Source organism: Streptomyces sp. BV286 (genome assembly GCF_019090165.1).
Classification (GTDB): domain Bacteria; phylum Actinomycetota; class Actinomycetes; order Streptomycetales; family Streptomycetaceae; genus Streptomyces.
In genome coordinates this window covers 50682-73498 of record NZ_JAHRIB010000107.1, presented here as the reverse complement: position 1 = coordinate 73498, position 22817 = coordinate 50682, and the positions used below count along the sequence as shown (strand labels likewise).

Below are 22817 nucleotides of genomic sequence, written 5' to 3'. Positions count from 1 at the left end.
GCGGGGAGCCCGATTCCGGGCTCCCCGCGCGCGTGTGTGTGGTGTGCCGGTCGTGTCCGCCGTTTTCTCGGCGGCGGGTCACCCCACGAAGGCCTCGCTCACCGCGTCGTACCGCCGCGTCCACCACACCGCCAGTGCCGAGGCCGCCGGGAACTGCGGGTCGGCACGGGTGTCCCCGCGCTCGTAGTGCCAGCGCAGCATCCAGAAGTCGTTGAGCCGCTCCCACCACACCCGGTGCACGGCGGCCGACAGCTCGGACGGGGCGGCCCGCGCGGAGCGGCGGTACGCGCGCGCGTAGGCCCGTACCTTCGCCAGGTCGAGCGTGCCGGCGGGGCGTACGAAGAAGATCACCGCCGCGCGCACCGCCTCCTCGGCCTGCGGCTGGACGCCGAGCCGGTCCCAGTCGACGATCGCGGCGGGGGTGCCTCCCTTGTAGAGCACGTTGAAGGGGTGGAAGTCCCCGTGCACCCAGCCCACCGAGCCGCCCTGCGGGGGCCGTGCGTCCGCGTGCCGTTCCAGCAGGTCCCGACGCTCCAGGAGACGGCGTTCGGCCAGCTCGTCGAAGGCGTCCGCCGGGCGGTGGCGGCGTACCCGGGCGAGCAGGTCGTCGATGAGGGCGAAGGTGTCCGCCGGGTCGGCGCTCTCGGCCCGCTCCTCGGCCCGCCGCGGCGGCATCACCCGCTCCAGGGACGCGTGGACGACCCCCAGGAGGGCGCCGAGACGACGGCACTGCTCCTCGGTGAGCTGGGCGCCGTTGCGGTGACGTCCGTCGATCCAGGGATGCAGCGCGTACGCGTGGCCGCCGACGACGGCGACCGTACGGCCGTCCGTTCCGGTCAGCGCCGGGGCCACCGGGAGGCCGAGGCCGGCGAGGCGCCGGGTCGCGTCGTGCTGGCGGGCGATCGCCGCGGGATCGGCCGTCTCGGGGTCGAAATGGTGCTTCAGGAAGTACCGGCCGCGGGTGGTGGCGAGCCGGTAGCCGCGGTTGAGCAGCCCCTGGTCGACGGGTTCGCAGGCCAGCGGCGTCCCGGCGGCGTACCGCCGCAGCAGGGCGCCCAACGGGGGTGCAGGGGAGGGAGCGGGCGGAACAGATGAGCGCGGCACGCGCCAGATGTTAGGGCACCGGACGGGCCCTCCACCCCACGGACGTCACGTACGGTGTCCGCCCTGGCGCTCCGGGTCGACGCCCATGGACCGCACGGTGGTGAAGTGCGGCGCGATGCCCAGATAGACCGGGTCGAAAGGGAGGCCGTCCACGCGGAGCGGGCCGGGGCCGAAGCGGGCCAGCTGGGCGGCGGTCGGCTCGACGGTCTCGCACACCCCGACGACCTGGACGGACCACTGCTCCTCGCCCGCGCGCGCGGAGTCCAGGTTGTCGACGCCGTACGCGACGACGCTGCCCGCGCACACCCGGTGGTGGCCGTGCCCCCGGTGCATCCTCAGCAGAACGCGGTCCTCGGCGACGATGTGGCGGGCCGGGACCAGGAAGGGCAGGGCGCGGGCACTGGCCGCCACCCGGCCGTACCCGACGCGGCCGAGCAGGCCGGCGGCGCGTTGTTCGTCGGTCGGCATGTCCCCAATCTGAGGTACCGGGAGGAGGCGGGGACAGGGGCTCCGGGCCCTTCCGCGGCAGGACGTAGGTCCCGGATCCGTATGGTCCGGGTATCCCTGATCGACCTCTACGTAGTGCGCGGAAAACCCGGCCCGTGGACGCCCCGGGCGCTCAGCGCTGCTTCTCCGCCTGCAGCCGGGCCACGTAGGCGGCCGCCTGTGCCCGTCGCTCCATGCCGAGCTTGGCCAGCAGGCTGGAGACATAGTTCTTGATCGTCTTCTCGGCGAGGTGCAGCCGCTCGCCGATCGCGCGATTGGTGAGTCCCTCGCCGATCAGGTCGAGGATCTTGCGCTCCTGGTCGGTCAGCTTGGCGAGCCTGGTGTCACCCTTGGGGCCGCCGTCGCGCAGCCGCTCCAGGACGCGGGCGGTCGCCTCCGGGTCGAGCAGGGACTTGCCGGCCGCGACGTCGCGGATCGCCGAGAGCAGTTCGTCGCCGCGGATCGCCTTCAGTACGTAACCCGAGGCGCCCGCCATGATCGCGTCGAAGAGGGCCTCGTCGTCGGCGTACGAGGTGAGCATGAGGCACTTGATCGACTCGTCCCGGGAGCGGATCTCGCGGCAGACCTCGACTCCGCTGCCGTCGGGCAGACGCACGTCCAGGACGGCGACGTCCGGGCGCGTGGCCGGAATCCGCGCCTGCGCGTCGGCCGCCGTACCGGCCTCGCCGACCACCTCGATGTCGTCCTCCATCGAAAGCAGCTCATGGACTCCCCGGCGGACTACTTCGTGGTCGTCGAGAAGAAATACAGTGATTTTTCCTTCTTCGCGCACGGAGTCAGTCTCACACACGATCTTTCCGTTCGCGCCAGTGGAACCCTTCCCGTCCCCGGGGTGACCGGGATAACGTGCCGGTGTTCCGGCCCCCTGCAAGGCTGTAACCAGTGCTGTGACCAGCAGCTGTTCCCGACTCGCGCGAAGTACGTGGAAGTCCGAGTGGAAAGTACTTGGAACTCCGATCAAAATCGCAGGTCAGGAGGGGTTTCACAGTAATGTGGAGCACTGGGTAACGTGATTGTTGCAGGGCGCTCGCCGGGGCACCTGTCACGCCTGTTCCCGGCCGAGGGCACCCACCCCGTGCACGGGTACGGAGATCAGGCGAGCCGCTCCCCCAGGCTCACGACGAGCCGAGGGGGACCCAGTTCCCGGCAACCCCGGGGGCCGGACCGACGGAGGAGCACACGTGACCGTGGAGAGCACTGCCGCGCGTAAGCCGCGACGCAGCGCCGGTACCAAGCGCACCGCTGCGAAGAAGCCGCCGGGCTCCCAGCCCGACCTCGTACAGCTGCTGACGCCCGAGGGCAAGCGCGTCGAGAATGGCGAGTACGACGCGTACGTAGCCGACATCACCCCCGAAGAGCTCCGCGGGCTGTACCGCGACATGGTGCTCACCCGACGCTTCGACGCCGAGGCCACCTCCCTGCAGCGCCAGGGTGAGCTGGGCCTGTGGGCCTCGCTGCTCGGCCAGGAGGCCGCCCAGATCGGATCCGGACGGGCCACCCGGGAGGACGACTACGTCTTCCCCACCTACCGCGAGCACGGCGTCGCCTGGTGCCGCGGCGTGGACCCGGCCAACCTGCTCGGCATGTTCCGAGGGGTGAACAACGGCGGCTGGGACCCGAACAGCAACAATTTCCACCTGTACACGATCGTCATCGGCTCGCAGACGCTGCACGCCACCGGCTACGCCATGGGCATCGCCAAGGACGGCGCCGACTCGGCCGTGATCGCGTACTTCGGGGACGGCGCCTCCAGCCAGGGCGACGTCGCTGAATCGTTCACCTTCTCCGCCGTCTACAACGCGCCCGTCGTGTTCTTCTGCCAGAACAACCAGTGGGCCATCTCCGAGCCCACCGAGCGCCAGACCCGCGTCCCGCTCTACCAGCGCGCGCAGGGCTACGGCTTCCCGGGCGTCCGCGTCGACGGCAACGACGTCCTCGCCTGTCTCGCCGTGACCAAGTGGGCTCTGGAGCGGGCCCGCCGCGGCGAGGGCCCCACGCTCGTCGAGGCCTACACGTACCGCATGGGCGCCCACACCACCTCGGACGACCCGACCAAGTACCGGGCCGACGAGGAGCGCCAGGCGTGGGAGGCGAAGGACCCGATCCAGCGCCTGCGCACGTATCTGGAGGACTCAAACCACGCGGACGAGGGATTTTTCGCGGAACTCGAAGCCGAGAGCGAGGCGTTGGGCAGACGAGTACGCGAAGTCGTCCGCGCCATGCCGGACCCGGACCACTTCGCCATCTTCGAGAACGTGTACGCGGACGGGCACGCGCTCGTCGACGAGGAGCGGGCCCAGTTCGCGGCCTACCAGGCGTCGTTCGCCGATGAAGGGGAGGGCAAGTAGCGATGACAGCGGAAAAGATGGCGCTCGCCAAGGCGATCAACGAATCGCTGCGCACGGCCCTCGACGCGGACCCCAAGGTCCTGATCATGGGTGAGGACGTCGGCAAGCTCGGCGGCGTCTTCCGGGTGACGGACGGCCTGCAGAAGGACTTCGGCGAGGAGCGGGTCATCGACACCCCGCTCGCCGAGTCGGGCATCGTGGGCACCGCGATCGGCCTCGCCCTGCGCGGCTACCGCCCGGTCGTCGAGATCCAGTTCGACGGGTTCGTCTTCCCGGCGTACGACCAGATCGTCACGCAGCTCGCGAAGATGCACGCGCGAGCGCTCGGCAAGATCAAGCTCCCCGTCGTGATCCGCATTCCGTACGGCGGCGGCATCGGCGCGGTCGAGCACCACTCGGAGTCCCCCGAGGCGCTCTTCGCGCACGTGGCGGGCCTGAAGGTGGTCTCCCCGTCGAACGCGAGCGACGCCTACTGGATGATGCAGCAGGCCATCCTCAGCGACGACCCGGTGATCTTCTTCGAGCCGAAGCGGCGTTACTGGGACAAGGGCGAGGTCAACCGCGAGGCGATCCCCGGCCCGCTGCACAAGGCACGTGTGGTGCGCGAGGGCACCGATCTGACCCTGGCCGCGTACGGGCCGATGGTGAAGGTCTGCCAGGAGGCCGCGGCGGCCGCCCAGGAAGAGGGCAAGTCCCTCGAAGTGGTGGACCTGCGGTCGATGTCCCCGATCGACTTCGACTCCCTCCAGGCCTCGGTCGAGAAGACCCGCCGCCTGGTCGTGGTGCACGAGGCGCCGGTGTTCCTGGGGACGGGCGCGGAGATCGCGGCCCGGATCACGGAGCGGTGCTTCTACCACCTGGAGGCGCCGGTGCTGCGGGTCGGGGGCTATCACGCCCCGTATCCGCCGGCGCGCCTGGAGGAGGAGTACCTGCCGGGACTTGACCGGGTGCTCGACACCGTCGACCGCTCGCTGGCGTACTGAGGAGAGGGTCGTGACGACGATGACTGAAGCCGCCTCGGGGCTGCGCGAGTTCAAGATGCCCGACGTGGGCGAGGGGCTGACCGAGGCGGAGATCCTCAAGTGGTACGTCCAGCCCGGCGACACCGTCACCGACGGTCAGGTGGTCTGCGAGGTCGAGACCGCCAAGGCCGCCGTCGAGCTGCCGATTCCCTATGACGGAGTGGTGCACGAGCTGCGCTTTCCCGAGGGGACGACGGTGGACGTCGGCCAGGTGATCATCGCGGTGGACGTGGCCGGTGGAGCCGCTCCGGCCGCTCCGCCCGCCCCGCCCCAGGCGCAGGCCTCGGCCGCTCCGGCGCCGGTCCCCCCGGCGGAGCCCGTCGCTCCCTCCGGGGAGTCCGAGGCCGCCGCGCAGAAGCCCAAGCCGGAGGGCCGCAAGCCGGTCCTCGTCGGGTACGGGGTCGCGGAGTCCTCCACGAGGCGCCGTCCCCGCAGGGTCGTTCCGTCCCAGCAGTCCGAGGCGGTCGCCGCGGTCGCGGTGGTCCACGCCGAGCTGAACGGCCACGCCGCTCCGGCGGCCCGTCCGCTGGCCAAGCCTCCGGTGCGCAAGCTGGCCAAGGACCTCGGGGTCGACCTGGCCGCGGTCAGGCCGTCCGGCCCGGACGGCATCATCACGCGCGAGGACGTGCACGCGGCGGTGGCCCCGGCCCCCGCCCAGGCGCCTCCGGTCACCGCGGCGCCCACGGCCACGCCGGCTCCCGCCCAGGACCGGGCTCCGGCCCCGCTCGCCCCGTACGACGGCGCGCGGGAGACCAGGGTCCCGGTCAAGGGGGTGCGCAAGGCGACGGCGGCGGCGATGGTCGGCTCGGCGTTCACCGCGCCGCACGTCACCGAGTTCGTCACGGTCGACGTGACGCGCACGATGAAGCTGGTCGAGGAGCTCAAGCAGGACAAGGACATGCAGGGGCTGCGGGTGAATCCGCTGCTTCTGATCGCGAAGGCCCTGCTGGTCGCCATCAGGCGCAATCCGGACGTCAACGCCTCGTGGGACGAGGCCAACCAGGAGATCGTCCGGAAGCACTACGTGAACCTCGGCATCGCGGCGGCCACCCCCCGCGGCCTGATCGTCCCGAACATCAAGGACGCCCACGCCAAGACGCTGCCGCAGCTCGCCGAGGCGCTGGGGGAGCTGGTCGGCACCGCCCGCGAGGGGAAGACCTCACCGGCGGCCATGCAGGGCGGCACGGTGACCATCACCAACGTCGGCGTGTTCGGCGTCGACACCGGTACGCCGATCCTCAACCCGGGCGAGTCCGCGATCCTCGCCGTCGGATCCATCAAGCCGCAGCCGTGGGTCCACAAGGGCAAGGTCAAACCGCGCCAGGTCACGACGCTGGCCCTGTCCTTCGACCACCGGCTGGTCGACGGGGAGCTCGGCTCCAAGGTCCTCGCCGACGTGGCGGCGGTCCTGGAGCAGCCCAAGCGGCTGATCACCTGGGGGTAGGCGGCAGGACCGCGGGTGAGTGGGGCTGGTCGTACGGCTCCCGGCGCTCACCGGAGCAAAAGACCGCGCCGTTGTCCGCGCCCCCCGGAAAGGGGGCGCGGACAACGGCGCGGTCCGTCGTCCGTCCCTCGGGGCCATCAGGCCGTCGGGCCATCGGGCTACAGAGCTATCGGGCGAACCCGTAGTTCATCAGCTTCTTCGCGTCCGACTCCCGGGCGGAGATGGACGTCGAGGCGAGGACGGTGCCGATGACCGTCTTCCCGTTGCGGGTGGCGGCGAAGACCAGGCAGTACTTGGCCTCCGGCCCGGAGCCGGTCTTCACCCCGATCGCACCCGTGTAGCTGCTGAGCAGACCGTTGGTGTTGGTCCACGGCGCCATGGTGCGGGTGCCGCCGGTCTTCGTCACGGTCTTGGCCGTGTACTTCTTCGTCTTCACGATCGCGCGGAAGTTGGCGCTCTTCATCGCGCTGCTGGCGATCTTCGTCAGGTCGCGCGGCGTGGAGTAGTTCGAGCCGTTGCCGATGCCGTCGAACGAGTCGAACTTCGTGTTCGTCAGGCCGAGGTCCCTGGCCTGCTTGTTCATCTTGCCGATGAACGACTTCACGCGGGCGCCACGCGTCGAGCCGGCGCCGAACTTGTCGGCGAGCGCGTACGCGGCGTCGCAGCCGGACGGCAGCATCAGGCCGTACAGGAGCTGGCGGACGGTGACCTTGTCGCCGACGATCAGACGGGCCGACGAGGCGTTGTTGCGGACGATGTAGTCGCTGTACGCCTTCTGGATGGTGACCTTGGAGTCCAGGTTGAGGTTCGGCTGCGACAGCACGACCTTCGCGGTCATGATCTTCGTCGTGGAGCCGGTGGAACGGCGCGTGTCCGCCGCCTTGGTGTAGAGCGACGTGCCCGAGCCGTTGTTCATCACGAAACCGCCCTTGGCGGCGATCGTGGGCTTCGTGAGGGCCTGCGCGGGCGCCGTGCCGAGGGCTCCGGTCGCGAGCACGGCTCCGGTGGTGAGGACCACGCCGGCAGCTCTGCGGATCCGCATACCCTTTATACCGGTATTCAAGTCGATTACCCCGATTACGTTGAAAGCACCGATTAGGTGCCAAATGCCCCAAGAGGGCGACCACTTGGAGTGGCACCTTCTCTTGAGACACGTAACTAGCACAAAAAGATGCACCGTTGCCGAGCCGGGGTGTGTCTTTTTACCTCGTCCATATCCTGGACCACTCGCGACCATGCGTACATGTTGTATCTATGCTGTGCTCATGCCTTCAGCTCCGTCCCCCGCCGCACCCGCGCCCGACCGGCAGACCGACGAGCGGGCCGTGAAGCAGCCGCCCGCCGCCGAGCGTGTCTACGCGCACGTCAAGCGGGCCGTGCTGGAGCGGCGTTACGAGGGCGGGACGCTCCTCACGGAGGGCGAGTTGGCCGAGGCCGTCGGTGTCTCGCGGACACCGGTGCGCGAGGCGCTGCTCAAGCTGGAGGTCGAGGGCCTGATCCGGCTCTACCCGAAGAAGGGCGCCCTCGTCCTGCCCGTCTCGGCGCAGGAGATCGCGGACGTGGTGGAGACCCGGCAGCTCGTCGAGGAGCACGCGATCCGCAAGGCGGTACCGGCCTCGCCCGCGCTCATCGAGCGCCTCACCGAACTCCTGGCGAAGCAGCAGGAGCAGGCCGCCGCCGGAGACCTGGCCGGCGCCGCCGTCACCGACCGCTGTTTCCACGCCGAGATCGTCCGCAGCGGGGGCAACGAGATCCTGTCCCGCCTCTACGACCAGTTGCGCGACCGTCAGTTGAGGATGGGGGTCGCCGTGATGCACGCGCATCCCGACCGGATCACCAAGACGCTCAGCGAGCACCAGGAGATCCTCGACGCGCTGCGCGCGGGTGACGCGGAAGCGGCGGTCGCGCTGGTCCACCGGCACGTCAGCTGGTTCTCCAACCTGGCGCGGGGGGACGTCCGATGAGCTCGTCCTCGTCGTCCTCGCTGACGCTCCCCGGCGACCCGCCGGGCGGCCGGCGAGCCGTCACGGTCTGGTCCGTCGGCGTCTCCGTCTACTTCGTCGCGGTCATCTTCCGCACGTCGCTGGGGGTGGCGGGCCTCGACGCCGCCGACCGCTTCCACGTCAACGCCTCGGCGCTCTCGACCTTCTCGATCCTGCAGCTCCTCGTCTACGCGGGCATGCAGATACCGGTCGGTCTGATGGTCGACCGGCTGGGCACGAAGAAGGTGCTGACCCTCGGCGTCGTCCTGTTCACGATCGGCCAGCTGGGCTTCGCGCTCTCCCCGACGTACGGGACGGCGCTGGCCTCGCGCGCACTGCTCGGGTGCGGTGACGCGATGACGTTCATCAGCGTGCTGCGCCTCGGCTCGCGCTGGTTCCCGGCCCGGCGCGGGCCGATGGTCGCGCAGCTCGCGGGGCTCGTCGGCATGGCGGGCAACCTGGTCTCGACGCTCGTCATCGCCCGGCTGCTGCACGGCGTCGGCTGGACGGCCGCGTTCGCGGGCAGCTCGGTCGCCGGTGTCGTCGTCCTCGCCCTGATGCTGGCGTTCCTGAAGGACCACCCCGAGGGGCACGAGCCGGAGCCGTTCCCGCACCGGGGCGCCGCGTACGTGCGCCGCCAGATCGCGGCGTCCTGGCGGGAGCCCGGGACGCGGCTCGGGCTGTGGGTGCACTTCACGACCCAGTTCCCCGCGATGGTCTTCCTGCTGCTGTGGGGCCTGCCGTTCCTCGTAGAGGCCCAGGGCCTGTCACGGGCGACGGCCGGCGAACTCCTCACGCTCGTCGTGCTCTCCAACATGCTCATCGGCCTCGTGTACGGGCAGATCGTCGCCCGGCACCACGCGGCGCGGCTGCCGCTGGCCCTCGGCACGGTCCTGTCGACGGCCGCCGTGTGGGGCGCCACGCTCGCCTACCCGGCCGACCGTGCGCCGATGTGGCTGCTGGTCGTGCTGTGCGCGGTCCTCGGAGCCTGCGGCCCCGCGTCGATGATCGGTTTCGACTTCGCCCGTCCGGCGAATCCGCCCGAGCGTCAGGGCACCGCCTCCGGCATCACCAACATGGGTGGTTTCGTCGCCTCCATGACGACGCTGTTCGCGATCGGGGTGCTGCTGGACGCCACGGGAGGCAGCTACACCGTCGCGTTCTCCGCGGTGTTCGTGCTGCAGGCGCTCGGCCTCAGCCAGATTCTGCGGTTGCGGAAGCAGGCGGCCCGGCGGGAACGGGAACGGCTGGTCGCCAGCCGGGTGGAGACGGTGCACGTTCCGGCGTGACCGCGTGACCGCGTGACCGCGTGACCGCGTGACCGCGTGACCGCGTGAGCGGAGGGCGGGCGGAGTGGGCTTTCTCGCCCCCGCCGCGCCTTCTTGTCCCGAACCCGGGGCTCCGCCCCGGACCCCGCTCCTCAACGCCTGAGGGGCTGAAATACAGGCGGACCGGCCCGGACATCACGGTGTGACGCTGAAGTTCCTCAGGATCGCAGCCGTCAGCTCCGGGTCGCCCTCTGTCTTCAGGCGGTCCGACACCGCTTCCGGGGTCACCCGGCCGCAGGCCAGACGGAAGTACGTCTCCCAGTCGAGGGCGAGGGTGGCGGCCGGGCCGAGGGAGGGGGCGCCGTCTATCGAACCGACACCGTCGGCGTCGACCCGGACCGTGCGCAGGAACTCGACGGGGCCGTGGACGTCGAAGACGACCGCCGAGTTCGCCGGCGCGCCCGCGTCCTTGGCGACGACCTTCGGGAGCCTGCTGAGCAGCACGTCGCGGGCGACGTACGCGCCCGGTGAGTCGAGGTTGCCGGGCCGGCCGAGAGCGGTGCGCAGGTCCTGCTCGTGGATCCACAGGTCGAACGCCCGGTTGCGCATGGACTCTTCGAGGGTGACCTCGGTGCCGAGCGGGCCGCGCACCAGCGTGTCGGGCTGCCGCGACTCGTTGCGCAGCTGGCGGTTGCGGCGGATGACCGTGTACTCCAGCTCGGAGGTCATCTCCGGAGCGGTGTGGTGACGGCGGACGTCGACCTGCATCTCCATGTACCGCTGGTGCTCGTTGGTCACGTGGTAGAGGTCGCGGGGGAGCGTGTGGATCGGCCGGGGGTCGCCCAGCATCTCGCAGTCGAGGCCGATCACGTGGGAGACGAGGTCGCGCACCGACCAGCCCGGGCAGGGGGTCCGCCGGTTCCACTCGCCCTCCACCAGGGGCGTCACCAGCTCGGATATCGCGTCGATGGAGTGGGTCCAGGCGTCGGCGTAGGACTGAAGGCTGGGATGCAGACTCACGGAACGGGACCCCTCGGGCGGTTGGGCGCGGGCAGTGCACAGGCAGCGGGTGTCTTGGGACGCTAAGTTACGCTGCTGTGAGGCACCCCGGCAGTGCTTTCGTGTGACGATCGTAGGCCCCGGATCAACGGTTCGAATGCCAGGACGGTGGTAGTGTGCGCGCTTCTCTGCTCCAGATCGCCGTGGACGAGGGCGAATCGGTGGACGCCCGCAGGCAGCGCGTCGCCTCGCTGGTACGGCAGCAGGCCGGTGCCGATCTGGTGATCCTGCCCGAGCTGTGGACGACCGGAGCCTTCGCCTACGAGTCGTTCGGCGCCGAGGCCGAGCCGCTCGAAGGGCCCACGTACGAGGTGATGGCCAAGGCGGCCAGCGACGCGGGCGTGTGGCTGCATGCGGGGTCGATCCCCGAACGTGTGCCGTCCGGTGCCGAACAGAACGGGGTCGGTCCCGGGACGCCCGCCTCCGGCGGTGGCTCCGGCACGGGTGACGGGTCCCTCTACAACACCTCTCTCGTCTTCTCCCCTGCCGGTGAACTCGCCGCCGCATACCGCAAGATCCACCGCTTCGGCTTCGACAAGGGCGAGGCGGTGCTGATGGGCGCGGGCTCCGAGCTGGTCACCGTCCGGCTGCCGCAGACCACGCTCGGCCTCGCCACCTGCTACGACCTCCGCTTCCCCGAGCTCTTCCGCGGGCTCGTCGACGCCGGGGCCGAGACGCTCGTCGTCTCCGCGGGGTGGCCCGAGCGCCGCCGGTCGCACTGGACCCTGCTCGCCCAGGCGCGGGCGGTCGAGGACCAGTCGTTCGTGCTCGCCTGTGGAACGGCCGGGACGCATGCGGGGGTTCCGCAGGCCGGTCACTCGATCGTGGTCGATCCGTGGGGCGAGGTTCTCGCGGAGGCGGGGGCCGGGGAAGAGGTCCTCACGGTGTCGTTCGACCCGGCCAAGGTCGGTACGACGCGGGAACAGTTCCCGGCCCTGAAGGACCGGTTGCTGGGAGTTGCGCCGCCTCGCCGGTGACGCAGTGACGCGGTGTGGCGGGGCGGCGGGGCGGCGGGGGCGGAACAACTCCGTCAGTCCGACCCGTTCTCCTTCTCCGCCAGGTGGATGACGCACACCGCGACCGCGATCAGCAGCGCCGGATCCGCGTCCTCCCGTACGACCTCGACGCCGTACGTCTCCCGCAGCCGCAGCCAGCGCCGCGAGATGTGCGCCAGCAGCTCCCCGTCGTACTCGACGACGAACTCCCGGTCGAGGATCTTGCCGCTGACGTCGAGCTCGGTGCCGTCGGCGAGGACGACGCGGTAGTGGTTGCGGAGCAGCGACAGCCGCTTGCGGCGGATGGTCGCCAGGGGCTCGCCGCCCCGCTCGACGACCATCGTGTCCCGCAGGGCGAGCATCTTCTTGTGGATGTCGATCAGGACATGCCCCTGCGGATCCTTCAGCTCGAAGGTGTCCCGCAGCCGCATCGCCTTGCCGTCGACGAGGAAGGCCTTGTGGCCCCGCTCGTCCTCGATCCAGTAGTCGTCACCGATCCCCAGGATCCGGTCGCGCACGAGGAATTTCATGTCTTCAGCGCTTCCCCGGCGAGGGCCCGGGAACGCCGGCGGTAGGCCGACGGACTGATTCCCGTCTCCCGCCGAGGCCGGGAAGCGGGAGCCGGACCGACCGGCGACCGGTGCGACGGGGCCACCGGTACGACGAGGCGGCCGGCCCGACGCGGTGTCCGATATGACGCGGTGTCCGGCCCGACGCGGTGTCCCGATACGGCGAGGCGGCCGGTCCGACGCGGACATGACCGCAGCCCACGCGCTCGCGTGACAGCCGGTCAGGAGCGCGGACGTGCCGGTCCGGCCGCACCGACGGTGGGGCGGACCGGCACTCGCTCGTCCTCGCGGGACGGATGGTTGAGGCGTACGCCGATCAGGCGCCGTAACCGTCGCTGTATCCGCTGGGGTTGTGGCGCCGCTGGTCGTCGACCACCTGTGCGGTCGGCGGCACCACGACCCGCCGCCGCTTGGCGATGCTGCTGAAGGTCGCCACACCGATCAATCCGACGATCATGAAGATGATGCCGACCAGGTCGAGGTTGACCCCCTGCATGTCCCAGTCGGTCGCGAACGTGAGGATCGCCCCTGCGGCGATCAGAATGATGCACCCGCCCAGGCCCATGGGTGTCGCCTCCTGTTGCACACGGTGTCGTGCCGGGCCCGGAGACCGTACGGTTCCCGGGTCCACTGCGGGTACCCGGACCCGGTCCCTCCATGCAGGGGACCCGGTGGCGCTAACCCTCCAGGAACGCCACGAGCGAGTTCGCCAGCAGGAACGGGTCGTCCGCGCCGCACAGTTCGCGGGCGCTGTGCATCGACAGGATCGCCACACCGATGTCGACCGTCTTGATGCCGTGGCGGGCCGCGGTGATGGGACCGATGGTCGTGCCGCAGGGCATGGAGTTGTTGGAGACGAAGGTCTGGAAGGGCACGCCGGCCTTCTCGCAGGCCGCGGCGAACACCGCGCGGCCCGAACCGTCCGTGGCGTAGCGGTTGTTGACGTTCACCTTGAGGATCGGGCCCTGGCCCGCACGCGGGTGGTGCGTCGGGTCGTGGCGCTCCGCGTAGTTCGGGTGCACGGCGTGGCCCGTGTCGGAGGAGAGACAGACCGTGGCCGCGAAGGCACGCGCCCTGTCCTCGAACGACCCTCCGCGTGCGAAGACCGAACGTTCCAGCACGCTGCCGAGCAGGGGCCCGTCCGCGCCCGTGTCCGACTGCGAGCCGTTCTCCTCGTGGTCGAACGCCGCGAGGACCGGGATGTACGGCAGGGGCTCCTCGGCCGTGGCCACGGCCGCCAGCGCGGCCGTACCGGCGTGCACGGACAGCAGGTTGTCCATGCGCGGGCCCGCGAGCAGTTCCTGGTCCCGGCCCAGGTAGGCGGGCGGTTCGATGGGGTGGACCATCAGGTCCCAGCCGGTGGTCTCGCCCTCGGTGATCCCCGACTCCTGCTCCAGGAAGCGGATCAGGTCGCCGTCACGCGCATCGTCGCCGAGACCCCAGATGGGCTGCAGGTGCCGCTGCTTGTCGAGCTTGAGACCCTCCGCGGTGACGGAACGGTCGAGGTGGATGGCGAGTTGCGGCACCCGCAGCAGAGCCCGGTCGACGTTCACGAGGCGGGTCGAGCCGTCCCGCAGCGTCAGCCGCCCGGCCAGACCCAGGTCCCGGTCGAGCCAGGAGTTGAGGAGCGGCCCGCCGTAGACCTCGACAGCGACCTGTCGCCAGCCGTGCCCGCCACTGTCGGGACGCGGCTTCACCCGCAGGTTGGGGGAGTCGGTGTGCGCCCCGACGATACGGAAGGCGGTGTGCGGCTCGGCGCCCTCCGGCACGTACCAGGCCACGATCGCGCCGCCGCGCAGCACGTACTTCCCGCCGCTGGTCCCGTCCCACGCGTCGGTCTCCGCGACCTGGCGGAAGCCCGCCTTCTCCAGCCGCTCGGCGGCGTTCGCCACGGCGTGGTACGGGGACGGGCTCGTCGCCAGGAAGGACATGAGGTCGTCGGTGTGGCCGCGGTCGAAGCGTGGGGGTGTGCGCATGGGTTCACCTTAACGACGTACGAGGGCCCGCTCCCGGGGATGGGAACGGGCCCTCGTGTGAGGTGTGTACAGACGGCGGGACGGGTGGGGATGATCCGCCGCGAAGGCGACGGATCACGTCCCCGGCCGGGCCGTCCGGCCGTTTCCGCGGGCTCCGGCCGGGTGCGGTCGGCCGATTCGTCCGCGCGGGGCCGGTCGGCTAGAAGGCGGCCTCGTCCAGCTCCATCAGGTCCAGCTCGACGGCCTCGGCGAGCTTGCGCGCGCCGGTGACGCCGGGCAGGACGTTGGCCGCGAAGAACTTCGCCGCGGCGATCTTGCCGGTGTAGAAGGACCTGTCCTTCGCCGCGGCCGTCTCCAGCTTCTCGGCGGCGACGGCCGCGCCCTTCAGGAGCAGGTAGCCGACGACGACGTCACCCGAGGCCATCAGGAGGCGGGTGGTGTTCAGCCCGACCTTGTAGATGTTCTTGACGTCCTGCTCGGTCGCCGCGAGGTCGGTGAGCATCAGGCCGACGATGGCCTCCAGCTCGACGGCCGCCTTGGCGAGGTGCTCGCGGGCGCCGGACAGCTCCTCGCCGCCGGTGCCGAGCGCCAGGAACTTCTTGATGTCCTCGGCGAGCGAGTTCAGCGCCGCGCCCTGGTTGCGGACGATCTTCCGGAAGAAGAAGTCCTGGCCCTGGATCGCGGTGGTGCCCTCGTACAGCGTGTCGATCTTCGCGTCCCGGATGTACTGCTCGATCGGGTACTCCTGCAGGAAGCCGGAGCCGCCGTAGGTCTGCAGCGACTGGGCGAGCTGCTCGTAGCCCTTCTCCGAGCCGTAGCCCTTCACGATGGGCAGGAGCAGGTCGTTCATCGCCTCCAGGACGGAGGTGTCCTCGCCCTCGGCCTCCTTGACCTGGATGTCGTCCTGGAGTGCGGCGGTGTGCAGCACGAGGGCGCGCATGCCCTCCGCGTACGCCTTCTGCGTCATCAGCGAGCGGCGCACGTCCGGGTGGTGCGTGATGGTGACCTTGGGCGCGGTCTTGTCCATGAACTGCGCGAGGTCGGGGCCCTGGACGCGCTCCTTGGCGTACTCCAGGGCGTTCAGGTAGCCCGTGGAGAGCGTGGAGATCGCCTTCGTGCCGACCATCATGCGGGCGAACTCGATGATGCGGAACATCTGGCGGATGCCGTCGTGCTTGTCGCCGATGAGCCAGCCCTTGGCGGGGTGGCGGTCGCCGAACGTCATCTCGCAGGTGTTGGAGGCCTTGAGGCCCATCTTGTGCTCGACGTTCGTCGCGTACGCGCCGTTGCGGGCGCCCAGCTCGCCGGTCTCGAAGTCGAACTCGTACTTCGGGACGAGGAAGAGGGACAGGCCCTTGGTGCCGGGCCCGGCACCCTCGGGGCGGGCGAGTACGTAGTGAAGGATGTTCTCCGACATGTCGTGCTCACCGGACGTGATGAACCGCTTCACGCCCTCGATGTGCCAGGAGCCGTCCTCCTGCTCGACCGCCTTGGTGCGGCCGGCGCCGACGTCCGAGCCGGCGTCCGGCTCGGTGAGCACCATCGTGGAGCCCCACTGCTTGTCGACGGCGATCTTCGCGATGTGCTTCTGGGCCTCGTTGCCCTCGTCGAAGAGGATGCCCGCGAAGGCGGGGCCGGAGGAGTACATCCAGACCGCCGGGTTCGCGCCGAGCACCAGCTCCGCGTACGCCCAGATCAGGGAGCGGGGGGCGGTGGTGCCGCCGATCTCCTCGGGCAGGCCGAGCCGCCAGTACTCGGAGTCCATGAAGGCCTGGTAGGACTTCTTGAAGGACGCCGGGACGGGCGCCGTGTTGGTCTCCGGGTCGAAGACCGGCGGGTTGCGGTCGGCGTCCGCGAAGGACTCCGCCAGCTCGTTCTCCGAGAGGCGGGTCAGCTCTTCGAGGATGCTCTTGGCGGTCTCGGTGTCCATCTCCGCGAACGGGCCGGTGCCGTACAGCTTGTCGCGCCCGAGCACCTCGAAGAGGTTGAACTCGATGTCGCGGAGATTCGACTTGTAGTGCCCCATGGCGACGGCTCCGTTGAAAGATCGGGGAGGTGGCGAGTCCTCGGTGCCGAGGCCTCGTACCTGGTTCGAGTCTGGTGCGCATCTGGTTCACGTACCAACTAGTAGCTACGATGATGCTACCCGTCGGTAATAAGAATCAACCCCTGAACGCCCAAGTGTGAGCAGGGTCTACATTTCGGGGTCCACCCTCGGGTGCGGGTCCACGACTCCGCCACCTGTTCGAGGAAATCCGGCATCGGCGACCTTGTGCCCCATGCCCTCGGTAGTCTTGCCCCCATGTACGGCTACGACCAGAACGTGGGACCGGGGCAGCAGCAGTACGCGCAGTCCCAGCCGCCCCCGCAGCAGCAGATGCCCGGTGGTGTCGGCGGGGTCGGCGGGTACGGTCAGCAGCAGCAGCCGCTCTACCCCGAGCCGTCGCCGCCGTCGCTCGCGGACGCGGTGCGCGCGTTCACCACCGGGTCGCTGACCCCCGAGGACTTCCAGCAGGTCTTCGCCACGTCCAAGGTCTACTGCCCGCGCGGCGACAACCCCGGTTTCCTGGCACTGCACAACACCCAGCAGCCCGTGATCCCGATGTTCACCTCGCTCAAGGAGCTCCGCCGGTACGCCGGCAAGGAGTCCAAGTACTTCGTGATCACCGGAGCCGAGGTGATCGACCTGCTCCCCACCGGCTACGGCTTCGTCCTCGACATGGAGGGCGAGCACCGCATCGTCTTCGACGCGAAGGCGGTCGAGCAGATGGTGGACTTCGCGATGCGCCGCATGTACGGCTAGCCGCCGTTGCTTCTCGGACGGCCGGTGCGCCCCGTTCCACGAGTGACGCCCGGAGGGAATGCCCTCCGGGCGTTCTGTGTTCCCGGTGGCAGAAAGTTCTACGTTCAACTAAACTCGGAGCACAAGGAGGTACCGACATGCCTGCAGTGACCGTCGAGAACCCGCTGACCCTGCCGCGTGTGGCGGCGTCGGCCGAGGCCGTGGCCCGTCCCGTGCTCACCGTGACCACCGCGCCCAGCGGCTTCGAGGGAGAGGGCTTCCCGGTCCGTCGCGCGTTCGCCGGGATCAACTACCGCCACCTCGACCCGTTCATCATGATGGACCAGATGGGTGAGGTGGAGTACGCGCCGGGCGAGCCCAAGGGCACTCCCTGGCACCCCCACCGTGGCTTCGAGACCGTGACCTACATCATCGACGGCGTTTTCGACCACCAGGACTCCAACGGTGGCGGCGGCACCATCACCAACGGCGACACCCAGTGGATGACGGCGGGCTCGGGCCTCCTGCACATCGAGGCTCCGCCGGAGTCGCTCGTCGTGTCGGGCGGTCTCTTCCACGGGCTCCAGCTGTGGGTGAACCTGCCGGCCGCGGACAAGATGATGGCGCCGCGTTACCAGGACATCCGCGGTGGCTCGGTCCAGCTGCTCAGCACCCCCGACGGCGGCGCGCTCCTGCGTGTCATCGCCGGTGAGCTGGACGGTCACGAGGGCCCCGGCATCACGCACACGCCGATCACCATGATCCACGCGACCGTGGCGCCCGGCGCCGAGCTCACGCTCCCGTGGCGCGAGGACTTCAACGCCCTCGCGTACGTGATGGCGGGCCGCGGCAGTGTCGGCGCCGAGCGCCGGCCCGTGCACACCGGCCAGACGACCGTCTTCGGAGAGGGTTCCTCGCTGACCGTCCGCGCGGACGAGAAGCAGGACGCGAACACGCCCGACCTGGAGATCGTCATCCTGGGCGGCCGGCCGATCCGTGAGCCGATGGCGCACTACGGCCCGTTCGTGATGAACACCCGCGAGGAGCTCCAGCAGGCCTTCGAGGACTTCCAGAAGGGACGGCTGGGGACCGTTCCCGCCGTGCACGGGATGTCCGAGAGCGGCCTGTAGGTTTTCACGGCCTTCGCGGCGATCATCCCGCGTGGTCCGGTACGGTACGACAAGGCCCGAAGCCGCAACTACTTTTTGCGGCTTCGGGCCTGTCTTCTGTCCTGGCACGGCGCGTTCACGGCACCACGGGGTGACGGCACCACGGGGTTACGCCACTACGGGTTACGGCAGTACGTAGACCGGCGCCCCGTCCGGAGCGCAGCCCTTCTGCCGCACGCATCCCCGCTTCAGCAGCATCCGCACGCAGTCGTGGACCCGCTCCTGCGGCAGCCCCGTACGGGTGGCGATCTCCTCCAGGCGGTACCGGGCCCCGCCCCGCAGGAGTGCCGGGGCCAGATAGGCCGCCACCGCGTGGACGTCTCCCGTGACGACGAGGTTCCTCGCCTTCCAGGTGGCGAGGAGGTCCTGGGGTGTCGTCTCGGGTTCCGGTGTCTCCGTGACCGGGGGGCGGCCCTGCGGAGACCTGAGAGCCTCGGCGATCTGCTGCAGTGCCCCGGCCATCAGGTCCTGGCTGTGGCTGATCCGGCGCAGCAGTTCGCCGCGCTCCTCCTGGAAGGCGAGCAGCAGCTCGTCCGCCCGGATGTTCCGCTCCTCCAGGCGCACGATGGCGTCGGCGATCCGTTGGGGCATGACGTACGCGGTCGCGCCGTCGGCGGCGGGCTGAACGGGGGCCGGTTCCAGGGTGTAGGAGCCGTCGCGCTGGATGGTGGCGACTACCTCGGCGACCCACGCTTTGAAGGGTTCACACGCGGGCTTCGTGCACCCGTTGACGAGTGCGACGAGACCTTGGATGTTCACCATCTTCATTGATTTTTGTAGCCGGTGAGCTGCGAGTTTGCTTGAGGTGTCTACTCCATAGACACCCGGTGCAAGTTCGCCCAGCCGCTTTGCGCAGTCTGCTGCAACGTGCCACTGGAGTGCCTGGCGTGTGTTTGCGTAGCCGAGATCCGAGGCGACGTCTGTCGCCACGAACCAGTGGTCTCCGTTCGGCAACGTGAGCCTCCGCACCCGCGCCCCCGTTGCCGCGAACACGAAGTCGTTGACGTCGATCGCGTCCTGTCGTGGTGCCGCTGCCGTGTTCCGCTGTGTGTTGTTCTGCTCGTACATCGAGCATCACCTCCGCCTCGGAAAGTAGGCATGTAGGGAGGCAACTCATGTCCACAGCAAGGATGTTCACCCGATAGGGGCAGAGGTATCGATTCTGCCGTCGGTCGGGTCTCCACGCCGTCGACCAGGGCGTCCGGCTGCCGTCATCCGGTGCCTCCCCCGTTCAGCCCTCGGGGCGCGCCGCCACGACTGACGCATGGTCAGGTGGAGGCGTGCAGCCCCTTCCTCCCGAGTCCGCCCGGCTCCTGCCCGAACCTGTGCGCCGCGTGGCCGCCTGGTGCGTCGTCGTTCTGCTGGTCACCGGTGTCGTGGTGGTCGGCGTGCGGCTGTGCGTGGAGTTCAAGACGGCCGTGGTGCCCGTGCTGCTCGCGCTCCTCGGCACGGCCCTGCTCGGGCCGTTGTACCGGCGGCTGGTGAGGGCGAAGGTCAACCGTTCGATCGCGGCCGGGGTGACGTGCGCCGCCGTGGTCGCCGTCGTCGGCGGTGCCACGTACATCGTGGTGGCCGCACTGATCGACACCGGTGACGAGATCACCGCCTCGCTCAGGCAGGCGGCCCGGTCGCTGTCCGAGCACTTCGGGGCGGCCGGCACCTCGCTCGACGACCTCGCCTCCAACTCCAGGGAGCTGCTGGGCAAGTTCGGCGGGACGGCGGCGTCCGGGGTGATCAGCGGGATCAGTGTCGTGGGGGAGGCCATCGCCATGGCCGTCCTCGCGCTGCTGCTCGTCTTCTTCTTCCTGCGGGACTCGCACCGGGCGGCCGGGACGCTGCGCTCGCTGGTGCCCCGGCACGCGGGGGACACGGCCGAGGCGATGGCGCGACGGGCGTACCAGGCCGTCGAGGGGTTCATGCGCGGGACGACGGTCATCGCGTTCATCGACGCGGTCTGCATCACCGTGGGGCTGCTCGTGCTGCGGGTACCGGGCGCGCTGGGGCTGGGCGCCCTCGTGTTCGTCGGCGCGTTCATCCCCTATCTGGGCGCCTTCCTGTCCGGCGCGGTGGCGATCCTGGTGGCGCTGGCCGACCGGGGTTTCGTGATCGCGCTGTGGGTGCTCGGGGTCGTCCTGGCCGTGCAGGTCCTGGAGGGGCACGTGCTCCAGCCGATGGTCCAGAGCCGGACCGTGCAGATGCATCCCGCGGCCGTGATGCTGGCCATCACCGCGGGCGCGTCGGTGGCGGGGATCCTCGGGATGCTGCTGGCGGTGCCCCTGACGGCGGCCGCGTTCGGGGTGGTGGCGGAACTGCGGGGGCGTTACGCGTCCCCGGGGGCCGTGGAGGCCGCGGAGTCCTCAGGGAGCCCGGGCTCGTCGTCCTCGCCGGGCCCGGCCCCCTCTTCGTAGAGCTCGAACCAGATGCTCTTGCCCTCGCCCCGGGGGTCCACCCCCCAGGCGTCGGCGAGCAGCTCCGTCAGCACCAGGCCCCGCCCGGAGGACGCGAGCTCGCCGGGCTGTCGCTTGTGGGGCAGGTCGTCGCTGCCGTCGGTCACCTGGATCCGCATGCGGCGGGCGCCCGCGGGGCCCGTCATCTCGGCGACGAGCAGCGCGTCCGCGTCCGTGTGGACGAGGACGTTCGTGACCATCTCGGAGACCAGCAGTACCGCCGAGTCGACCTGGTCGGCGGAGGTCCAGTCGTGCAGGAACTCCCGCAGCTGCTGCCGTGCCCCCGCGACCTTCTGGGGCTCGGCCTGCGCGACGGTCAGCATGGTGCGCCGTACGGCGGGCCGCTCGGTCGCCGAACCGTCGGGGTCGCAGCCCTCCTCACCCGCCCGGCACAGCAGCAGCACCGCTATGTCGTCCTCACGGCGGTCCGCCAGCGGCCCGGTCGTGTGGTGCGAGGAGGGCCCGTGCACGGCCTGGACCAGCGCGTCGGCGAGCACCTCCATGTCGCCGTCGTGGCTCTCCAGGATCTTGCGGATCCTGAGCCATCCGGTGTCCAGGTCGTGCCCGCCGGTCTCGATCAGCCCGTCCGTGCACAGCAGCATCGTCTCGCCGTGCTCCAGCACGAACCGCGTCGTCGGATAGTCGGCGTCCGGGTCGATCCCCAGCGGCAGCCCGCCCGCGGTGGTCCGGGTCAGCACGGTCCCGTCCGCCATGCGTATCGCCGGGTCGGGATGCCCGGCCCTGGCTATCTCCAGGACGCCGCTCTCCGGGTCGACCTCGACGTACAGGCAGGTCGCGAAGCGCAGGTCCGAGATCTCCTCGTCGTACGTGATCCCGTACAGGAAGCGTGAGGCACGCGAGAGGACCGCGTCCGGGCGGTGCCCCTCGGAGGCGTACGCCCGCAGCGCTATCCGCAGCTGGCCCATCAGTCCCGCGGCGCGTACGTCGTGACCCTGGACGTCACCGATGACAAGGGCGAAGCGGCCACCCACCGGACTCGTCCGCGAGGTGCCGCCGGGCAGCGGGATCATGTCGTACCAGTCGCCGCCGACCTGGAGCCCACCGCCCGTGGGCACGTACCGGGCCGCGACGCTCATCCCGGGGATCTGCGGCCCGAGGGTGGGCAGCATCGAGCGCTGGAGGCCGTCCGTGAGCTCTCGCTCGGACTCGGCGACCCCGGCCCGCGAGAGGGCCTGGGCCAGCATCCGCGCCACGGTCGTCAGCACGGAGCGCTCGTCGGGCGTGAAGGTGACCGGATACGTGAAGGCCGCCATCCACGCGCCCATCGTGCGCCCCGCGAACGTCAGCGGCAGGAACGCCCAGGACTGGCGGCCGAACTGCTGGGCTAGCGGCCAGGCGGCCGGATAGCGGTCGCGGTAGTGGTCGGGCGAGGAGAGATAGACGGCACGGCCCGCGCGGACGACCTCGGCGGCCGGATAGTCCGTGTCCAGCGGCATATGGGTGAAGGGTTCCTCGTCCCCGGGCTGGTGCCCGTGGTGGCCGATGACCGTGAGCCGGTCGCCCTCCGCGCCGAAGACGGCCAGCCCGTCCGGCGAGAACCCGGGCATCGACAGGCCGGCGGCGACCCGCAGCACCTCCTCCGTGGACCGTGCCTCGGCCAGCGCGCGTCCCGCGTCCAGCAGGAACGCCTCGCGCGAGCGTCTCCAGTCGCCGGTGACCGGTGTGCGCGCGGCGGCCCCCGGAGGCTGCTCGGTGACCTCCTGGAGGGTGCCGATCAGCTGGTACGAGCCGGTGCCCGGGTCGAAGGACGGCTTGGAGCGGCTGCGCACGGTCCGGATCACATGGCCCTGCTCGTCCATCACCCGAAGGCGCAGCTCGGCGAGCGTGCCCTCGGCGGCGGCGAGCTGGACGACCCCGTTGACCTCGTTCCAGTCGACGGGATGGAAACGGGCCCGTACGCCCGCCTCCGTCAGTACGGCCGCCTCCGCGGGCAGGCCGAGGAGCCGGGAGGCCTCGGCGTCGAGGGTGACCTTCCCGGCGGCGTCGTCCCACCTCCACAGACCGGTGGACAGAGTGGCGAGGACGTCCCCTACAGAGGGAAGGGGATCACCGATGCGCATTGACCCACTGTATGAAGAGGTGAACGAAGGGTGCCACTGAGGCAGGTGAGGCGGGGGTGGGCGC

Annotated in this window: 20 protein-coding genes; 9 read left to right on the top strand and 11 right to left on the bottom strand. The window is 70.3% G+C overall.

Features of this window, described 5'->3' with window-relative positions; genetic code table 11:
• Positions 1-78 precede the first annotated feature (78 nt).
• The 3 genes from KUF83_RS15195 to KUF83_RS15185 all read right to left on the bottom strand — a co-directional run bounded on the left by KUF83_RS15195 (position 79) and on the right by KUF83_RS15185 (position 2383).
• Positions 79-1104, bottom strand: a complete 1026-nt coding sequence (locus KUF83_RS15195; RefSeq protein ID WP_217455193.1) for a phosphotransferase — start codon at positions 1102-1104, stop codon at positions 79-81.
• A gap of 45 nt (positions 1105-1149) precedes the next feature.
• Positions 1150-1572 carry a pyridoxamine 5'-phosphate oxidase family protein gene (locus KUF83_RS15190; RefSeq protein WP_217455192.1) on the bottom strand — a complete coding sequence of 141 codons (423 nt, stop codon included), beginning with the start codon at positions 1570-1572 and terminating at the stop codon, positions 1150-1152.
• Positions 1573-1723: 151 nt separating this feature from the next.
• Complete coding sequence (locus tag KUF83_RS15185; RefSeq protein WP_217455191.1) at positions 1724-2383, bottom strand: response regulator transcription factor; 660 nt, start codon at positions 2381-2383, stop codon at positions 1724-1726.
• A gap of 409 nt (positions 2384-2792) precedes the next feature.
• Here KUF83_RS15185 and pdhA point away from each other — a divergent pair, with 409 nt between their 5' ends.
• From pdhA to KUF83_RS15170, 3 genes are read left to right on the top strand one after another with little or no spacing between them, the layout of a single operon-like run.
• A complete protein-coding gene (pdhA, locus tag KUF83_RS15180; RefSeq protein WP_217455190.1) occupies positions 2793-3959 on the top strand; it encodes a pyruvate dehydrogenase (acetyl-transferring) E1 component subunit alpha in 1167 nt (388 codons plus the stop codon).
• 2 nt (positions 3960-3961) lie between these two features.
• Positions 3962-4942, top strand: coding sequence for an alpha-ketoacid dehydrogenase subunit beta (locus KUF83_RS15175; protein WP_217455189.1), 981 nt, complete (start codon positions 3962-3964; stop codon positions 4940-4942).
• Positions 4943-4952: 10 nt separating this feature from the next.
• Positions 4953-6425 (top strand): dihydrolipoamide acetyltransferase family protein, encoded by a 1473-nt coding sequence (locus tag KUF83_RS15170; protein WP_217455188.1) that lies wholly within the window; start codon positions 4953-4955, stop codon positions 6423-6425.
• Between the two features lie 166 nt (positions 6426-6591).
• Here the strand turns inward: KUF83_RS15170 and KUF83_RS15165 are convergent, their stop codons facing one another.
• Positions 6592-7488: a D-alanyl-D-alanine carboxypeptidase family protein gene (locus KUF83_RS15165; protein WP_217455187.1), complete on the bottom strand. Its 897-nt coding sequence runs from the start codon at positions 7486-7488 to the stop codon at positions 6592-6594.
• A 202-nt stretch (positions 7489-7690) separates the two neighbouring features.
• Between KUF83_RS15165 and KUF83_RS15160 the strand changes: the two genes are divergently transcribed.
• Both KUF83_RS15160 and KUF83_RS15155 read left to right on the top strand, forming a co-directional pair.
• Positions 7691-8389 carry a GntR family transcriptional regulator gene (locus tag KUF83_RS15160; protein WP_217455186.1) on the top strand — a complete coding sequence of 233 codons (699 nt, stop codon included), beginning with the start codon at positions 7691-7693 and terminating at the stop codon, positions 8387-8389.
• Positions 8386-9696 (top strand): nitrate/nitrite transporter, encoded by a 1311-nt coding sequence (locus KUF83_RS15155; protein WP_217455185.1) that lies wholly within the window; start codon positions 8386-8388, stop codon positions 9694-9696. The genes KUF83_RS15160 and KUF83_RS15155 overlap by 4 nt, the downstream gene beginning before the upstream one ends.
• Before the next feature lie 174 nt (positions 9697-9870).
• Here the strand turns inward: KUF83_RS15155 and KUF83_RS15150 are convergent, their stop codons facing one another.
• Complete coding sequence (locus tag KUF83_RS15150) at positions 9871-10695, bottom strand: maleylpyruvate isomerase family mycothiol-dependent enzyme (protein ID WP_217455184.1); 825 nt, start codon at positions 10693-10695, stop codon at positions 9871-9873.
• 155 nt (positions 10696-10850) lie between these two features.
• Here KUF83_RS15150 and KUF83_RS15145 point away from each other — a divergent pair, with 155 nt between their 5' ends.
• Positions 10851-11711 carry a carbon-nitrogen family hydrolase gene (locus KUF83_RS15145; RefSeq protein ID WP_217455183.1) on the top strand — a complete coding sequence of 287 codons (861 nt, stop codon included), beginning with the start codon at positions 10851-10853 and terminating at the stop codon, positions 11709-11711.
• A 53-nt stretch (positions 11712-11764) separates the two neighbouring features.
• Here the strand turns inward: KUF83_RS15145 and KUF83_RS15140 are convergent, their stop codons facing one another.
• The 4 genes from KUF83_RS15140 to KUF83_RS15125 all read right to left on the bottom strand — a co-directional run bounded on the left by KUF83_RS15140 (position 11765) and on the right by KUF83_RS15125 (position 16300).
• Positions 11765-12259, bottom strand: a complete 495-nt coding sequence (locus tag KUF83_RS15140; RefSeq protein WP_217455182.1) for an LURP-one-related/scramblase family protein — start codon at positions 12257-12259, stop codon at positions 11765-11767.
• 355 nt (positions 12260-12614) lie between these two features.
• The gene (locus KUF83_RS15135; RefSeq protein ID WP_217455181.1) at positions 12615-12863 is read right to left on the bottom strand and encodes a hypothetical protein; all 249 of its coding nucleotides are present in this window, start codon (positions 12861-12863) and stop codon (positions 12615-12617) included.
• Positions 12864-12975: 112 nt separating this feature from the next.
• Positions 12976-14274: a M18 family aminopeptidase gene (locus KUF83_RS15130; RefSeq protein ID WP_217455180.1), complete on the bottom strand. Its 1299-nt coding sequence runs from the start codon at positions 14272-14274 to the stop codon at positions 12976-12978.
• 199 nt (positions 14275-14473) lie between these two features.
• Positions 14474-16300: an acyl-CoA dehydrogenase gene (locus KUF83_RS15125; protein WP_217455179.1), complete on the bottom strand. Its 1827-nt coding sequence runs from the start codon at positions 16298-16300 to the stop codon at positions 14474-14476.
• Positions 16301-16576: 276 nt separating this feature from the next.
• On the opposite strand from KUF83_RS15125, the gene KUF83_RS15120 reads away from it, so the two are divergent.
• A complete protein-coding gene (locus tag KUF83_RS15120; protein WP_217455178.1) occupies positions 16577-17077 on the top strand; it encodes an SseB family protein in 501 nt (166 codons plus the stop codon).
• A 137-nt stretch (positions 17078-17214) separates the two neighbouring features.
• Positions 17215-18186: a pirin family protein gene (locus tag KUF83_RS15115; RefSeq protein WP_217455177.1), complete on the top strand. Its 972-nt coding sequence runs from the start codon at positions 17215-17217 to the stop codon at positions 18184-18186.
• Between the two features lie 162 nt (positions 18187-18348).
• On the opposite strand, the gene KUF83_RS15110 is transcribed toward KUF83_RS15115, so the two are convergent.
• Positions 18349-19293, bottom strand: a complete 945-nt coding sequence (locus KUF83_RS15110) for a Bro-N domain-containing protein (protein ID WP_217455176.1) — start codon at positions 19291-19293, stop codon at positions 18349-18351.
• A 212-nt stretch (positions 19294-19505) separates the two neighbouring features.
• Between KUF83_RS15110 and KUF83_RS15105 the strand changes: the two genes are divergently transcribed.
• Positions 19506-20633 carry an AI-2E family transporter gene (locus tag KUF83_RS15105; protein WP_217455175.1) on the top strand — a complete coding sequence of 376 codons (1128 nt, stop codon included), beginning with the start codon at positions 19506-19508 and terminating at the stop codon, positions 20631-20633.
• Here the strand turns inward: KUF83_RS15105 and KUF83_RS15100 are convergent.
• Positions 20546-22753: a SpoIIE family protein phosphatase gene (locus KUF83_RS15100; RefSeq protein WP_217455174.1), complete on the bottom strand. Its 2208-nt coding sequence runs from the start codon at positions 22751-22753 to the stop codon at positions 20546-20548. The two genes, KUF83_RS15105 and KUF83_RS15100, sit on opposite strands and share 88 nt — an antisense overlap.
• Positions 22754-22817 lie beyond the last annotated feature (64 nt).

Coding starts and splice junctions, on each gene's coding strand:
- KUF83_RS15130 (WP_217455180.1), bottom strand. CDS start 14,274: ATGCGCACACCCCCACGCTTCGACCGCGGCCACACCGACGACCTCATG.
- KUF83_RS15120 (WP_217455178.1), top strand. CDS start 16,577: ATGTACGGCTACGACCAGAACGTGGGACCGGGGCAGCAGCAGTACGCG.
- KUF83_RS15110 (WP_217455176.1), bottom strand. CDS start 19,293: ATGTACGAGCAGAACAACACACAGCGGAACACGGCAGCGGCACCACGA.
- KUF83_RS15125 (WP_217455179.1), bottom strand. CDS start 16,300: ATGGGGCACTACAAGTCGAATCTCCGCGACATCGAGTTCAACCTCTTC.
- KUF83_RS15155 (WP_217455185.1), top strand. CDS start 8,386: ATGAGCTCGTCCTCGTCGTCCTCGCTGACGCTCCCCGGCGACCCGCCG.
- KUF83_RS15175 (WP_217455189.1), top strand. CDS start 3,962: ATGACAGCGGAAAAGATGGCGCTCGCCAAGGCGATCAACGAATCGCTG.
- KUF83_RS15115 (WP_217455177.1), top strand. CDS start 17,215: ATGCCTGCAGTGACCGTCGAGAACCCGCTGACCCTGCCGCGTGTGGCG.
- KUF83_RS15190 (WP_217455192.1), bottom strand. CDS start 1,572: ATGCCGACCGACGAACAACGCGCCGCCGGCCTGCTCGGCCGCGTCGGG.
- KUF83_RS15135 (WP_217455181.1), bottom strand. CDS start 12,863: ATGGGCCTGGGCGGGTGCATCATTCTGATCGCCGCAGGGGCGATCCTC.
- KUF83_RS15160 (WP_217455186.1), top strand. CDS start 7,691: ATGCCTTCAGCTCCGTCCCCCGCCGCACCCGCGCCCGACCGGCAGACC.
- KUF83_RS15140 (WP_217455182.1), bottom strand. CDS start 12,259: ATGAAATTCCTCGTGCGCGACCGGATCCTGGGGATCGGTGACGACTAC.
- KUF83_RS15100 (WP_217455174.1), bottom strand. CDS start 22,753: ATGCGCATCGGTGATCCCCTTCCCTCTGTAGGGGACGTCCTCGCCACT.